13 protein-coding genes and 1 pseudogene are annotated in these 14,012 nt (G+C 71.2%); 10 read left to right on the top strand and 4 right to left on the bottom strand.

What is annotated here, in order from left to right; all coding sequences use genetic code 11:
• The first annotated feature begins 9 nt into the window (after positions 1-9).
• The 5 genes from glmU to HA039_RS20940 all read left to right on the top strand — a co-directional run bounded on the left by glmU (position 10) and on the right by HA039_RS20940 (position 4,614).
• Positions 10-1,479, top strand: coding sequence for a bifunctional UDP-N-acetylglucosamine diphosphorylase/glucosamine-1-phosphate N-acetyltransferase GlmU (gene glmU, locus HA039_RS20960; RefSeq protein WP_167032292.1), 1,470 nt, complete (start codon positions 10-12; stop codon positions 1,477-1,479).
• A 139-nt stretch (positions 1,480-1,618) separates the two neighbouring features.
• On the top strand, positions 1,619-2,596 hold the full coding sequence (locus tag HA039_RS20955; RefSeq protein WP_167032289.1) for a ribose-phosphate diphosphokinase: 978 nt from the start codon (positions 1,619-1,621) through the stop codon (positions 2,594-2,596).
• A 212-nt stretch (positions 2,597-2,808) separates the two neighbouring features.
• Positions 2,809-3,402, top strand: a complete 594-nt coding sequence (locus HA039_RS20950; protein ID WP_167032286.1) for a 50S ribosomal protein L25/general stress protein Ctc — start codon at positions 2,809-2,811, stop codon at positions 3,400-3,402.
• Between the two features lie 92 nt (positions 3,403-3,494).
• Positions 3,495-4,091, top strand: coding sequence for an aminoacyl-tRNA hydrolase (gene pth, locus HA039_RS20945; RefSeq protein ID WP_167032283.1), 597 nt, complete (start codon positions 3,495-3,497; stop codon positions 4,089-4,091).
• Between the two features lie 52 nt (positions 4,092-4,143).
• On the top strand, positions 4,144-4,614 hold the full coding sequence (locus tag HA039_RS20940; RefSeq protein ID WP_167032281.1) for a hypothetical protein: 471 nt from the start codon (positions 4,144-4,146) through the stop codon (positions 4,612-4,614).
• Positions 4,615-4,716: 102 nt separating this feature from the next.
• Here HA039_RS20940 and ppc read toward each other — a convergent pair whose 3' ends face one another.
• On the bottom strand, positions 4,717-7,446 hold the full coding sequence (gene ppc, locus HA039_RS20935; RefSeq protein WP_167032277.1) for a phosphoenolpyruvate carboxylase: 2,730 nt from the start codon (positions 7,444-7,446) through the stop codon (positions 4,717-4,719).
• A gap of 241 nt (positions 7,447-7,687) precedes the next feature.
• Between ppc and HA039_RS20930 the strand changes: the two genes are divergently transcribed.
• The 3 genes from HA039_RS20930 (at position 7,688) to HA039_RS33625 (ending at position 9,785) form a co-directional block, all read left to right on the top strand.
• Positions 7,688-8,695, top strand: coding sequence for an acyl-CoA desaturase (locus HA039_RS20930; RefSeq protein ID WP_167032274.1), 1,008 nt, complete (start codon positions 7,688-7,690; stop codon positions 8,693-8,695).
• Positions 8,695-9,390 (top strand): TetR/AcrR family transcriptional regulator, encoded by a 696-nt coding sequence (locus HA039_RS20925; protein ID WP_167037244.1) that lies wholly within the window; start codon positions 8,695-8,697, stop codon positions 9,388-9,390. Before HA039_RS20930 ends, HA039_RS20925 begins: the two co-directional genes overlap by 1 nt.
• A 122-nt stretch (positions 9,391-9,512) precedes the next feature.
• Positions 9,513-9,785, top strand: a complete 273-nt coding sequence (locus HA039_RS33625; protein WP_208298670.1) for a hypothetical protein — start codon at positions 9,513-9,515, stop codon at positions 9,783-9,785.
• On the opposite strand, the gene HA039_RS20915 is transcribed toward HA039_RS33625, so the two are convergent.
• Positions 9,761-10,672 carry a trans-aconitate 2-methyltransferase gene (locus tag HA039_RS20915; RefSeq protein ID WP_167032271.1) on the bottom strand — a complete coding sequence of 304 codons (912 nt, stop codon included), beginning with the start codon at positions 10,670-10,672 and terminating at the stop codon, positions 9,761-9,763. The two genes, HA039_RS33625 and HA039_RS20915, sit on opposite strands and share 25 nt — an antisense overlap.
• Before the next feature lie 149 nt (positions 10,673-10,821).
• Between HA039_RS20915 and HA039_RS20910 the strand changes: the two genes are divergently transcribed.
• A complete protein-coding gene (locus tag HA039_RS20910; RefSeq protein WP_167032268.1) occupies positions 10,822-11,319 on the top strand; it encodes a MarR family winged helix-turn-helix transcriptional regulator in 498 nt (165 codons plus the stop codon).
• Here HA039_RS20910 and HA039_RS20905 read toward each other — a convergent pair.
• Positions 11,278-12,051, bottom strand: coding sequence for a response regulator transcription factor (locus HA039_RS20905; protein WP_167032265.1), 774 nt, complete (start codon positions 12,049-12,051; stop codon positions 11,278-11,280). The genes HA039_RS20910 and HA039_RS20905 overlap by 42 nt on opposite strands.
• A 245-nt stretch (positions 12,052-12,296) precedes the next feature.
• Here HA039_RS20905 and HA039_RS20900 point away from each other — a divergent pair.
• Positions 12,297-12,737: pseudogene (locus tag HA039_RS20900) on the top strand (GNAT family N-acetyltransferase); the annotation flags it as partial.
• A 114-nt stretch (positions 12,738-12,851) separates the two neighbouring features.
• Here the strand turns inward: HA039_RS20900 and galK are convergent.
• Positions 12,852-14,012 (bottom strand): galactokinase, encoded by a 1,161-nt coding sequence (gene galK, locus HA039_RS20895; protein ID WP_167032258.1) that lies wholly within the window; start codon positions 14,010-14,012, stop codon positions 12,852-12,854.

Below are 14,012 nucleotides of genomic sequence, written 5' to 3'. Positions count from 1 at the left end.
GGCATTCCCGTGAGCGCCAACCGCCCGGCAGCCGTCGTCGTCCTCGCAGCGGGTGAAGGCACCCGCATGAAGTCGCGCACCCCCAAGGTCCTGCATGAGATCTGCGGGCGTTCGCTCGTCGGACATGTCGTGGCCGCCGCCCGTGAGCTCGGGCCCGAGCATCTCGTCGTGGTCGTCGGACACGCCCGTGAGCAGGTCGAGTCGCACCTGGCCGAGGCGTACGACGGCGTCCGCACCGCCTTCCAGGCCCAGCAGAACGGCACCGGACACGCCGTCCGCACCGCCCTCCAGGAGCTGGGCAGCGTCCCGGACGGGACCGTGGTCGTCGTCTGCGGCGACACCCCGCTGCTCTCCGGCGACACGCTGAACACGCTCGCCGCCACCCACGCGGCCGACGGCAACGCCGTCACCGTCCTGACCGCCGAGGTCCCCGACTCCACCGGGTACGGGCGGATCGTGCGGGACGGCGCGAGCGGCGCGGTCACCGCGATCGTGGAGCACAAGGACGCCTCGGACGCGCAGCGCGCGATCCGTGAGATCAACTCCGGGGTGTTCGCGTTCGACGGGCAGCTCCTGGCGGACGCGCTGGGGAAGGTCCGTACGGACAACAGCCAGGGCGAGGAGTACCTGACGGACGTCCTCGGCATCCTGCGGGAGGCGGGTCACCGGGTCGGCGCGGCGGTCGCCGCGGACCACCGGGAGATCCTGGGCATCAACAACCGGATCCAGTTGGCGGAGGCGCGCCGGCTGCTGAACGCGCGGCTGCTGGAGCGGGCGATGACGGCCGGGGTGACGGTGGTGGATCCGGCGTCGGTGTTCGTGGACGTGGACGTGACGTTCGAGCAGGACGCGGTGATCCACCCGGGGACGCAGTTGCTGGGGACGACGCATCTGGGTGAGGGGGCGGAGGTCGGGCCCAACTCGCGGCTGAAGGACACGCTGGTGGGCGCGGGCGCGCGGGTGGACAACACGGTGGCGGACGGCGCGGAGGTGGGGGCGTCGGCGACGGTGGGCCCGTACGCGTATCTGCGGCCGGGGACGCGGCTGGGCGCGAAGGCGAAGGCCGGTACGTACGTGGAGATGAAGAACGCGACGATCGGTGAGGGGACGAAGGTGCCGCATCTGTCGTACGTGGGGGACGCGACGATCGGGGAGTACTCGAACATCGGCGCGGCGAGTGTGTTCGTGAACTACGACGGTGAGGCCAAGCACCACACGACCGTCGGTTCACATTGCAAGACGGGCTCGGACAACATGTTTGTGGCGCCGGTCACCATTGGCGACGGGGCGTACACCGCCGCGGGGTCGGTCATCACGAAGGACGTACCGGCGGGTTCGTTGGCCGTGGCCCGTGGCCAGCAAAGGAATATCGACGGTTGGGTGGCGCGGAAGCGTCCGGGAAGTGCGGCGGCGAGGGCGGCCGAGGCGGCGGGTCCGGGGGCCGCCGGGGCGGGTGGAGGGGCCGGGGGCGAAAGCTGACCGGAAACAGGGGCGCTGATCTCGGCGTACCGTGATATCGACCCATCCGCTTATCGCACATCGCATAACTGCACGATTCGGCTGGCTCGCAGCGTCACGCGGGTGCAGCGGCAGTCAACACGTCTGAGGAGACAGTGCTGTGACCGGGATCAAGACGACCGGCGAGAAGAAGCTGATGCTCTTCTCCGGCCGCGCCCACCCCGAGCTGGCCGAAGAGGTCGCCGATCAACTGGGTGTCGGGATCGTTCCGACCAAGGCGTTCGATTTCGCCAACGGTGAGATCTACGTCCGCTACCAGGAGTCGGCGCGTGGCGCGGATTGCTTCCTGATCCAGAGCCATACCGCTCCGATCAACAAGTGGATCATGGAGCAGTTGATCATGATCGACGCTCTGAAGCGGGCGTCGGCCCGGAGCATCACGGTGATCGTGCCGTTCTACGGGTACGCGCGGCAGGACAAGAAGCACCGCGGGCGGGAGCCGATCTCGGCGCGTCTGGTGGCGGACCTGATGAAGACGGCCGGCGCGGACCGGATCCTGACGGTGGATCTGCACACGGATCAGATCCAGGGGTTCTTCGACGGCCCGGTGGACCACCTGTTCGCGCTGCCGGTCCTCGCGGACTACGTGGCGGGGAAGGTCGACCGGTCGAAGCTGACGGTGGTCTCCCCGGACGCGGGCCGGGTGCGGGTGGCGGACCGCTGGTGCGACCGGCTGGGCGCGCCGCTGGCGATCGTGCACAAGCGGCGTGACAAGGACGTGGCGAACCAGGTGACGGTCCACGAGGTCGTGGGCAATGTCGCGGGCCGGGTGTGTGTGCTGGTGGACGACATGATCGACACGGGTGGCACGATCTGTGCGGCGGCGGACGCGTTGTTCGCGCACGGCGCGGAGGATGTCATCGTGACGGCGACGCACGGGGTGCTGTCGGGCCCGGCGGCGGACCGGTTGAAGAACTCGCAGGTCAGTGAGTTCATCTTCACGAACAGCCTGCCGGATCCGGGTGACCTGGAGGTCGACAAGATCACGGTGCTGTCGATCGCGCCGACGATCGCGCGTGCGGTGCGTGAGGTGTTCGAGGACGGTTCGGTGACGAGCCTCTTCGAGGAGCAGGCGTGACGGTCACCGTCTGAGGGCCCGCGGGCCCGCGGTCGGAGATCGATTTCTGGGGCGGCCTCCCCGCCGGGTAGACTCACCGAGTTGCTCGGCGAGGGAGGCCGCACCTGTGTGCGGTTGGTCCGTTATCGACGCGCTCTTCGTAGCAGGCCTGTCGTGGCCGGGTGACGGCATCTTTCCGTCATCTTTTGTCAGAATCTACGAGGAGTGCAGTCATGTCCGAACTGAAGATCACCGCCGAGGTACGCAACGAGTTCGGCAAGGGCGCCGCGCGCCGTGCCCGCCGTGAGCAGAAGGTCCCCGCGGTCATCTACGGCCACGGTGCCGACACGGTGCACGTGTCGCTGCCGGCCCACCAGCTCCAGATGGCGCTGCGTACCGCGAACGCGCTGCTCGACCTGGACATCGACGGTCGCAGCGAGCTGGTCATCCCGAAGGCGATCCAGCGCAACGCGATCAAGGGCGACATCGAGCACGTCGACCTCCTCGCGGTGAAGCGCGGCGAGAAGGTCATCGTCGAGGTGGCCGTGCACGTCGAGGGCGAGCTGGCCCCGGGCGGGAACCTGCTGGAGTACGTCCTCAACACGATCACCGTCGAGGCCGAGGCCACGAACATCCCGACGTCGGTGACGGTCTCCATCGAGGGCCTGGACTCGGGCGCCACCGTGCTCGCGCAGGACATCCCGCTGCCGACGGGTACGACGCTGTCGATCGACGGCGAGGCCGCCGTCCTCCAGGTCGTGTCGGCGCAGGCCGAGGAGCCGGCCGCGGAGACCGCCGAGGGCGAGACCGCGGGCGCCGAGGCCTGATCCAGGCCTGAGGTGTGACGGGGTGGCGGGCCTGCGGGCCGGCCACCCCTTTCGGCTGTACGACCGGCAGACAACGAGGAGACGCGGCGCCGATGACAACAGATGCCAACGCCCCCTGGCTGATCGTGGGCCTGGGCAACCCGGGTCCGGGGTACGCGGCCAACCGGCACAACGTCGGGTTCATGGTGGCGGATCTGCTGGCGGAACGTATCGGCGGTTCGTTCAAGCGCGCGCAGAAGGCGCAGGCGCTGGTCATCGAGGGCCGGCTCGGCGCTCCGGGGCCGACGGGCCGCCGGGTGGTGCTGGCGAAGCCGTCCTCGTACATGAATCTGTCCGGTGGTCCGGTGGCCGGGCTGCGGGACTTCTACAAGGTGGGGACGGCGAACATCGTCGCGATCCATGACGAGCTGGATCTCGACTTCGGGGCGTTGCGGCTGAAGCTGGGCGGCGGGGACAACGGGCACAACGGGCTCAAGTCGATGACGAAGGCGATGGGGCCCGACTACCACCGGGCGCGGTTCGGGATCGGCCGGCCGCCGGGGCGGATGCAGGTGGCGGACTTCGTGCTGAAGGACTTCTCGTCGGTGGAGCGCAAGGAGCTGGACTACCTGGTGGACCGTACGGCGGACGCGGTGGAGGCGTTGGTGACGCAGGGCCTGGAGCGGGCGCAGGGCGCGTACAACTCCTGAGTCCGCGGGCCGACTTGACCCCGTGCCATGCCATGGCCAAGGATCGCGGCCCATGAAGGCCAGCTCCTCGGACCGCTTGTTCCTCCTCGGCCGCCGTACGGCGTTGGGCGGGGTGGCCGTCCTGTTGCTCGCCGCCGGTTTCTGGTCGTCGTGGGGGACGGCGCAGCACGTGGTGCTGGCGAAGGGCCGGGAGCACGGGACGCTGACGGTGACCAGGTGTTCGGCGTCGTCGTGCACGGGGTCGTACGACCCGGACGGTCCGGCGGGGCCGCGGGCGGGGATGACCGCGGAGCGGTCGGTGGCGGTCCGGAAGGGCGAGCGCATCCCGGTGGTGGTGAAGCCGGACACGCACGAGGTGGTGCGGACGGGGCTGGGTGGCCAGCTGCACGCGTGGCTGCCGTTCGGCGGCGCGCTGCTGCTGGCGTCCCCGCTGATCGGGGCGGGCCTGCGGATGACGCGTACGGCGTGGGTGACGGGTCTGGCGGGCCTGGGGGTGCTGGTGGCGGTGTTCCTGGCGCTGTGAGGGCGTCGCGCCGCGTTCCCGCCCCTGTCACCCGGAAGGGGTACCTCCGCGCCGGGGTGGCGCGGAAGTACCCCTGGGAACAGATGTCCGTTTCCGGACGGGTCAGCCGGTGTTGCGCAGGCCCGCCGCGACGCCGTTGACCGTCAGGAGCAGGGCCCGGGCGAGCAGCGGGTCCGCTGTCTCGTGGCGTTCCGCCGCCGCGCGCTGGCGGGCCAGCAGCGAGACCTGGAGGTACGAGATCGGGTCGAGGTAGGCGTCCCGGATGGAGAACGTCTGCTGGAGCACCGGGTCGGAGTCGAGGAGCTTCTCACCGCCCGTGATGCGCAGGACCTCCCGCACGGTCAGCGCGTGTTCGGCCTCGATGTTCGCGAAGACGTGCTTGAGGTTCTCGGGGACGAGGGTGTCGACGTAGTGGCGGGCGATCCGCAGATCGGTCTTGGCCAGGGTCATCTCGACGTTCGAGAGGAAGTTCTGGAAGAAGTGCCACTGGCCGTACATCTCGTCGAGGACGGTGTCGAGGCCGGCCTCGCGCAGTGCCTTGAGGCCGGAGCCGACGCCGTACCAGCCGGGCACGATCTGCCGTGACTGGGTCCAGCCGAAGACCCACGGGATGGCCCGCAGGCCGTCGAGTCCGGCGCCCGAGTCGGGGCGGCGGGAGGGGCGGGAGCCCAGGTGGAGGTCGGCGAGCTGGTCGACGGGGGTGGAGGCGAAGAAGTACGCGGGCAGGTCCGGGTCCTCGACCAGGCCGCGGTAGGCGGCGTGCGCGGCGTCGGAGACGGTGTCCATGGCCGCGTCCCAGCGGGCCAGGGCCTCGTCGGACTGGCGGGGCGCGGTGTGCAGCGCGGAGGCCTGGAGGGTGGCGGCGACGGTCAGTTCCAGGTTCTCCCTGGCCAGGGACGGGATCAGGTACTTGTCGGAGATGACCTCGCCCTGCTCGGTCACCTTGATCTCGCCCTCCAGGGTGCCCCAGGGCTGGGCGAGGATCGCGGTGTGCGAGGGGCCGCCGCCGCGGCCGACGGTGCCGCCGCGGCCGTGGAAGAGCCGCAGCCGTACGCCGTACCGGTGCGCGACGTCGCGCAGCCGGCGCTGGGCGCGGTGGATCTCCCACTGGGAGGTGGTGATGCCGCCGAACTTGGACGAGTCCGAGTAGCCGAGCATGACCTCCTGGACGTCGCCGCGCAGGGAGACGAGCCGGCGGTACGAGGGGTCGGCGAGCATCTCGTCGAGGATGACGTCGGCGGCGCGCAGCTCGTCGGTGGTCTCCAGGAGCGGCACGATGCCGATCTTCGCCCAGCCGCCGTGGAGGTCGAGGAGGCCGGCCTCGCGGGCGAGGACGGCGGCGGCGAAGACGTCGTCGGCGCCCTGGCACATCGAGATGATGTACGACTCGATGACCTCGGGCCCGAAGCGTTCGAAGGCCTGGCGGACGGTGTGGAACACGCCGAGGGTCTTCTCGCCGGCGGCGTCCAGCGGGGCCGGGGTGGGCGCGAGGGGGCGGCGGGAGCGCAGTTCCTTGGCGAGGAGCTTCTGCCGGTACTCGCGGGGCATGTCGCTGTAGCGCCAGGACTCCTCGCCGAGCCGGTCGAAGAGCTGGCCGAGGGCGTGGTGGTGGGCGTCGGCGTGTTCCCGGACGTCCATGGTGGCGAGCTGGAGGCCGAAGGCCGCGAGGGTGCGGATCGTGCGGTCCATGCGGCCGTCGGCGAAGAGGCCGCCGCGGTGCTCGCGCAGGGAGGTCTGGATGAGCGTGAGGTCGGCGAGCAGCTCGGACGTGCCGAGGTAGTCGCGGCCTTCCTCGTGCGGGGTGTTCCTGGCGAGGCGCTCGCGGGTGTTGACGAGCTTCTGGCGGACGCAGGTCGCCTTGAGGCGGTACGGCTCCTCGGCGTTGAGGCGCTTGTAGCGGGGGCTGATCTCGGGGAGCCGGGCGAGGTCGTTCTGGAGGGAGTCGAGCAGCTCGTCGGTGGCGCCGGTGTAGCGGATGGAGTTGGAGAGCAGTCCGCGCAGGTAGTCGATCTGTTCGAGGGCGTCGGTGATGCCGTGTTCGTGCTGGAGGATCAGCACCTCGCGGGTGACCTCGGGGGTCACGTTCGGGTTCCCGTCGCGGTCGCCGCCGATCCAGGTGCCGAAGGTGAGGGGCCGGGTGCCGGCGGGCAGCTCGACGCCGACGCGCTCCAGCTCGGCGACGAGGTCCTCGAGGACGTCGCCGACGGCTCCGGCGTGCAGTTCGTCGAGGTAGTAGATGGCGTTGCGGGCCTCGTCGGCGGGCTCGGGCCGGACGACGCGCAGTTCGTCGGTCTGCCAGATCAGGTCGATGGACTCGGCGAGCCGCAGGTCGTGGCGGCGCCGGTCGGAGGCGATGACGGGCATTTCGAGCAACTCGGCGATGCGGCGCAGCTTGTTCAGGACCGAGCGGCGGGCGGCCTCGGTGGGGTGCGCGGTGAACACGGGGCGGACGTTCAGGTTCTTGACGGTCTCGCGCAGGTGCTCGGGGTCGGCGTCCTTGAGCCGGTCCGCGGTGCGGGCGAGGAGCCCGCCCTCGGCGGCGCGCCGTTCGCGCATCTCGCGTCCGCGGTGGACCTGTTCGGTGACGTTCGCCAGATGGAAGTAGGTGGAGAACGCGCGTACGAGCTTGGCGGCGGTCTCCAGGTCGGTGTCGCCGAGCAGCTCGGCGGCGGCCTCGCCGTCCTCGCGGGTGAGGGCGCGGACACGCTCGACGAGGTCGAGGAGTTCGGGGCCTTCCTGGCGGACGAGGGTCTCGCCCAGCAGGTCACCGAGTCGGCGGATGTCGGAGCGCAGTTCCGCGCTGGCGGACGGGGTCTGGTCGGCACTGCTCACAGGTGCGGCTCCTTGCAGTGTTCAAGCACGTCTGGAGGGTCTGGGGGCATTCGGACCGGCCTGGTGTTCGAGCGGCGGGCCCGGCGGACCGCGCTGTCCGACCACACCAAGGATAGGTGTCGTTCGTTCGACGTTATCCACAGGCCTCTTGTCGCGGCGTTGGGCGCTGCCATACTTACGATGCCGTAGGTTACGCACCCGTATCCGGGCATCTGCCGCATCTCACCCCAGGGGCTCCCCAATGACCACAACCCCCGATGTGATCGAAGAATCCACTCCCCCTCACTCCGTCCCCGCGCCGTCCGACGGCGGCGCCCCGCTCCCCTCCGCGACTCTCGGCGCGGACAGCAAGGGGACGATCGAGCAGGTCGCTCTCCTGCTCTTCATCGCCGTCCCGTTCGTCGCCCTGGTGGCGGCCGTGCCGCTCGCCTTCGCGTGGGGCGGCGTCAGCTGGCTCGACCTGGGCCTGATGGTGTTCATGTACTACCTCGGGTGCCACGGCATCACGATCGGCTTCCACCGGTACTTCACGCACGGCTCGTTCAAGGCCAGGCGGCCGTTGCGGATCGCGCTGGCGGTGGCCGGGTCGATGGCCGTGGAAGGCCCGCTGGTGCGCTGGGTGGCCGACCACCGCAAGCACCACAAGTTCTCCGACGCCGAGGGCGACCCGCACTCGCCGTGGCGCTTCGGCGAGACGCTGCCGGCCCTGATGAAGGGCCTGTGGTGGGCGCACATCGGGTGGCTCTTCGACGAGGAGCAGACCCCGCAGGAGAAGTACGCGCCCGACCTGATCAAGGACCCGGCCCTGCGCGCGGTGTCCCGGCAGTTCGCGCTGTGGACCGTCGTGTCGCTGGCGATCCCCCCGTTGGTAGGCGGTCTGGTAACGATGTCCTGGTGGGGTGCCTTCACGGCGTTCTTCTGGGGTTCACTGGTTCGGGTGGCTCTTCTGCACCACGTCACCTGGTCGATCAATTCGATCTGCCATGCGGTCGGCAAGCGTCCGTTCAAGTCCCGCGACCGCTCGGGCAACGTGTGGTGGCTGGCCGTGCTCTCGTGCGGCGAGTCGTGGCACAACCTGCATCACGCGGACCCGACCAGCGCGCGGCACGGCGTGCTCCGGGGCCAGGTCGATTCCAGCGCCCGCATCATCCGCTGGTTCGAGCAGCTCGGCTGGGCGTCCGACGTCCGCTGGCCGAGCGCCGACCGCGTGGACTCCCGGCGCCAGGGCGCATCCTCCAACGCGGCATGATGGGCATCGTGGCGATCGACGGCAGTACGGACAGCAAGGGCAGCACGGAGAAGGCCCGGCCCCCCGCGGGCCGGCGTGCTCGCCGCGTCCGTATGACCGGTGCGGAGCGCCGCGAACAGTTGCTCGACATCGGCAGGACCGTGTTCGCCGAGAAGGGTTTCGAAGCCACGTCGGTCGAGGAGATCGCGGCGAAGGCCGGGGTCTCCAAGCCCGTCGTGTACGAACACTTCGGCGGCAAGGAAGGGCTGTACGCGGTGGTCGTGGACCGCGAGATGCGTCAGCTGATGGACATGGTGACCAGCGCGCTGACCGCCGGCCACCCGCGTGAGCTGCTGGAACAGGCCGCGTTCGCGCTGCTCGACTACATCGAGCGGTACACGGACGGTTTCCGGATCCTGGTCCGCGACTCGCCGGTCGCCCAGTCCACGGGCACGTTCGCGTCCCTGATCAGCGACATCGCGGTCCAGGTCGAGGACATCCTCGGCACGGAGTTCAAGAACCGCGGCTTCGACCCCAAGCTGGCGCCGCTGTACGCGCAGGCGCTGGTGGGCATGGTGGCGCTGACGGGCCAGTGGTGGGTGGACGCGCGCCGCCCGAAGAAGTCCGAGGTGGCGGCGCACCTGGTCAACCTGGCGTGGCACGGCCTGGAGGGTCTCGCGCCGAAGCCGCGGCTGATCGGGCACCGGCGGTCCTGAGGCGGTCCTCGCTTGACGCGGCGCTCTCCGGGAGGTCAGCCCGGAGGGCGCGCGGTCACTCGTTGTGATGACCTCCGGGACTTCGGCCACGTGCCCGCGGCGGGCCGCCGAGGATGGCTCCCATGGGAGGAACTTCGAGCGGCGTGCCCGCGGATACGTACAGGTGGGACCTGCCGTACGAGTACGACCTGCCGGCCCGCCCACCGGGCGGCTGGACCGTGGACGACCTCCTCACGCTGCCGGATCTGCCGCGGCGTACGGAGCTGATCGACGGGGAGTTCGTCTTCGCGAGCCCTCAGCAGACTTTCCACAGCGTCATGACCGACCTGCTGGGGACGGGTCTACGCCGCACACGGCCCGCTGACCTGAGTTACGCCGCGCTCAACCGGCGCTGAGCCACCGGCTTGCGGGCCGCCGCGAAGATGCGGCGGAACGGGAAGACCGTGCCGTGCGGGCCCGGGGGGTATGCCTCGCGCAGGGCGTCGCGGTACTGGGTGGTGAAGGCGTCGATCGCCTGCTGGTCGCCCTCCAGGGCGGTGAGCACCGGGCGCAGGGCCGTCCCCTTCGTCCAGTCCAGGACCGCGTCCTCGCCGGTGAGGAGTTGCAGGTACGTGGTGTCCCAGACGTCCGCCTCGCAGCCGAGGTCCTCCAGGAGCGTCAGGTAGTCGGCGGGCTCCAGGACGCGGGCGTCGCGGCGGGCCCGGCCGGCCAGGCGGTCGCGCCAGGCGGGGCTGTCGCACAGTTCGGCGAGCAGGGCGTGGCTGGGGGCGTCGAAGTTCTTCGGGACCTGGAAGGCGAACGTGCCGCCGGGCGCCAGGCCGTCGAGCCAGGAGCGGAAGAAGCCGGGATGGCCCGGCACCCACTGGAGCGCGGCGTTCGAGACGATCAGGTCGTACGGCCGGGCCGGGTCCGGTGTCCACCGCGTGGCGTCCGCGGCGACGAAGTCCATGCGGCCGCCGCCCGGGGTGGGGCCCGCGTACCGTTCCGTGGCCAGTTCCAGCATCTCGGCGGAGGTGTCGAACCCGGTGATGAGGGCGTTCGGCCAGCGGTCGGCGAGCAGGGCCGTGACGTTGCCGGGGCCGCAGCCGATGTCGGCGATGGTGAGCGGCTCGTGTCCGGCCTGCGGCTCGGGGATCCGGGCGAGGAGGTCCAGGAAGGGACGCGTGCGGTGGCCGGCGTGGCGCAGGTACTGGCGCGGGTCCCAGGTCGCGGCGGGGGACGCGGCGGGAGGCGTCTCGGAAGGCGTGGTGGAGGGGGAGTCCGAGGGCGTGGCGGGGGGCATGGATGGGTCCCTTGGGGGTCGGGGAACGGGTCCTGGGCAGGGCGGAGCCCGGCGCCGGGCGTCCGCGACCGCCTTCGTCACCCAGCCTGCACCGAATGTATCTTGACGTCAAGAGACTTCATGTCGAGGGACCCTCTACACTGATCGCCATGGAGGATGAGGTCGACCGACTGGTGGCGGCATGGCGGCGGGAGCGTCCCGACCTGGACGTGGAACCGCTCGAAGTGCTGAGCCGTGTCTCCCGGCTCGCCCGCCACCTCGACCGCGCGCGCCGGCTCGCGTTCGCCGAGCACCAGTTGGAGCCGTGGGAGTTCGACGTACTGACGTCGCTGCGGCGCGCGGGCGACCCGTACCAGCTCTCGCCGGGCCAGCTGCTGACCCAGACGCTCGTCACCTCGGGCACGATGACCAACCGCATCGACCGGCTGGCCAAGAAGGGCCTGGTCGAGCGGCTGCCGGACCCGAGCGACCGGCGGGGCGTCCTGGTCCGGCTCACCGTCGAAGGCCAGGACCGCGCGGATCAGGCGCTCGCCGGGCTGCTGGCCCAGGAGCGCGCGATCCTCGCGGAGCTCTCCCGCGCGCAGCGCGGTGAGCTGGCCGGGCTGCTACGCCAGCTGACCGCCCCTTTCGACAACATCCCCGGCTAGGTCCGCCGGACCGACCCCGGCACGGCGGGCCAGGGCGACGGCGGCCAGCGTGGAATGGACTCCCAGCTTGCCCAGCACGTTCTGCATGTGCGTGCGCACGGTGTGCGGGGAGAGGAAGAGACGCTCGGCGACGGCCTTGCGTCCCAGCCCCGCGACCATGCACCGCAGCACCTCGCGCTCGCGCGGAGTGAGCGACTCGACGAGCCGCTCGCTCTCCGTGCGGTGCTTGCGCGCGGCCGTCAGCTCCCGGAGCACGCCGGTGAGCAGCGCCGGCGGCAGATGCGTCTCGTCGCGCAGGACGCCTCTTATCACCGCCAGCAGCCGTTGCAGTGAACAGTCCTTCGCGACCCAGCCGGACGCGCCCGCCTGGAGCGCCAGCGCCGCGCGGCGCTGGTCGTCCTTCTCTGCGAGCACGACCGCCCGGACGGACGGCTGGGCGGAACGGACCCCGGCGACGAGCGAGAGCCCGTCGACGAGCACCGCCCCGCCGTTGTCGGGCACGGCCCGCGCGACCGGCACCTGAACCGGTCCCGCGAGCGTGCCGAGGTCGGCGTCGACGAGCATCACATCGAACCGTCGTCCCTCGGCCGCGGCGCGGTCGAGACAGCGCAGCGCCGCGGGGGCACTGCCGGCCGCCGCGACGTCCACGTCAGGCTCGGCCGCGAGCGCGGCGGCGAGTGACTCGGCGAAAATGCGGTGATCGTCCACCACCAGAACCCTGATACGTACCAATGGACACCCCCAGAAGGCGGGGAGCGGACGTCGCGGGTACGGCGCCCGGCGAAAGGGGTCGCGTCGGCCGCACGGCCGCCGCCGTGCCGCTGACCGCACACCCCACCCCGGGCGTCGTACCCGACTTGCTCCACCCCTGCATCAGCACCGGCCCCCACCGGTGCTGTGCATCAGCGTACGGGCGTGGGCCGTGAGCGGAAGGAAATTCGCAGAACTGGTTGACCGGGGTGTTTAAGGTGGGCTTCATGTTTCGTATTGAGACAGAAGTCGACAAAGAACGACGTACTGAGCTCGGCGAACGACTGCGGGAGACCAACGTGGAGCGCTCGCCGGTGATGCGCACGCTGCGGGACAGTCCGCTGGGCCGGGAGGAGCCGCTCCAGGTGTGGCTGCTGGAGGAGGCCACGGGCGCCCTGGCGGGCGGGCTGGTGGGGCGCACCTGGGCCCGCTGGCTGCACGTGGACCTGCTCTGGGTGGACCCGGGGCACCGGGGCGCCGCCCTCGGCAGCCGCCTCCTGGGGGAGGCGGAACGGGTCGCGAGGGAGGAACGCGACTGCGCCCGGGCGCGGTTGGAGACGTGGGACTTCCAAGCGCCGGGCTTCTACCGGAAGCAGGGGTACGAGGTGGTGGGCGAGGTGACCGACTACCCGCCGGGCGTGACGGAGTACATCCTCGTCAAGTCCCTGAGCGGGAAAGGGACTTCGCAGGACGGCCGGGAGGAGCGGGGCGCCCGGGAGGAGCAGGACGGCCGGGGAGGTCTGCGGCGCCGCTTCGGGCGCTGACCACCCCGGCCGCTTCCGTCAGGCCAGGCGCCGTGCGCCCCCCGACGGCACCGCCGTGAAGACGCGCGGCGCGGTGAACCCGGCCGCCGCGAACGCCTTCTCCACGGCGGCCGTCACCGCGTCCGCGTCCGCCTCCTCCACCAGCACGATCGCCGACCCGCCGAAGCCGCCGCCGGTCATCCGGGCCCCCAGCGCGCCCGCCGCCACGGCGGCGCTCACCACGAGGTCCAGCTCCGGGCAGGAGACCCGCAGGTCGTCGCGGAGCGAGGCGTGGCCCTCCACCAGGACGGGGCCCACCGCCCGTACGTCCCCCGCGTCGAGCAGCGCGATGACCTGCTCGACCCGGTGGTCGTCGCTGACGACATGGCGTACGTAACGGCGTACGTTCTCGCCCTCGTCCGCCAACCGGTCCAGGGCGGCGGGCAGTTCGCCGTACGGGACGTCCCGCAGCGCCGGTACGCCGAGCGCCCGCGCGCCGGCCTCGCAGCCCGCGCGCCGCTCCGCGTACGCGCCGTCGCCCAGCGCGTGCTTCACGCGGGTGTCGACCACCAGCAGCCGCAGCCCCTTCGCCGCCAGGTCGAACGGCACCTGGCGCTGCGTGAGGTCGCGGGTGTCGAGGTACAGGGCGTGGCCCTCGGTGCAGCACGCCGACGCCGTCTGGTCCATGATCCCGCACGGGACGCCGACGAAGTCGTTCTCGGCGCGCTGCGCCAGCACCGCCAACTCGGCCCCGGTCAGGCCCAGTTCGAACAGGTCGTTGAGGGCGAGCGCGGTGACGACCTCCAGGGCGGCCGACGAGGAGAGCCCCGCGCCGGTCGGCACGGTGGAGGTGAGGTGGATGTCGGCGCCGGTGACGGGGTGCCCGGCGGCGCGCAGTGCCCAGACGACTCCGGCCGGGTACGCGGCCCAGCCGGTGTCCGCGCGGGGTTCGAGGGCCTCGACGGAGAGTTGCACGACGCCCTGGGAGACGTCCGCGGAGTGCAGGCGCAGGACTCCGTCCGTACGGCGGGAGACCGCGGCGACCGTGGTGTGCGGCAGCGCGAGCGGCATCACGAAGCCGTCGTTGAAGTCGGTGTACTCACCGATGAGGTTGACCCGTCCCGGCGCCGACCAGACCCCGTCGGGCCGGGACCCGTAGAGGGCCTGGAACTGTCCGGCCACCGTGCCACTTTCCGCCAC

This window comes from Streptomyces liangshanensis (assembly GCF_011694815.1).
In the GTDB taxonomy this organism is placed as follows: Bacteria; Actinomycetota; Actinomycetes; order Streptomycetales; family Streptomycetaceae; genus Streptomyces; species Streptomyces liangshanensis.
This window is presented reverse-complemented; position numbering and strand designations above follow the sequence as displayed.

Coding starts and splice junctions, on each gene's coding strand:
- HA039_RS20950 (WP_167032286.1), top strand. CDS start 2,809: ATGTCCGAACTGAAGATCACCGCCGAGGTACGCAACGAGTTCGGCAAG.
- pth (WP_167032283.1), top strand. CDS start 3,495: ATGACAACAGATGCCAACGCCCCCTGGCTGATCGTGGGCCTGGGCAAC.
- HA039_RS20940 (WP_167032281.1), top strand. CDS start 4,144: ATGAAGGCCAGCTCCTCGGACCGCTTGTTCCTCCTCGGCCGCCGTACG.
- HA039_RS20930 (WP_167032274.1), top strand. CDS start 7,688: ATGACCACAACCCCCGATGTGATCGAAGAATCCACTCCCCCTCACTCC.
- HA039_RS20925 (WP_167037244.1), top strand. CDS start 8,695: ATGGGCATCGTGGCGATCGACGGCAGTACGGACAGCAAGGGCAGCACG.
- HA039_RS33625 (WP_208298670.1), top strand. CDS start 9,513: ATGGGAGGAACTTCGAGCGGCGTGCCCGCGGATACGTACAGGTGGGAC.
- HA039_RS20915 (WP_167032271.1), bottom strand. CDS start 10,672: ATGCCCCCCGCCACGCCCTCGGACTCCCCCTCCACCACGCCTTCCGAG.
- HA039_RS20910 (WP_167032268.1), top strand. CDS start 10,822: ATGGAGGATGAGGTCGACCGACTGGTGGCGGCATGGCGGCGGGAGCGT.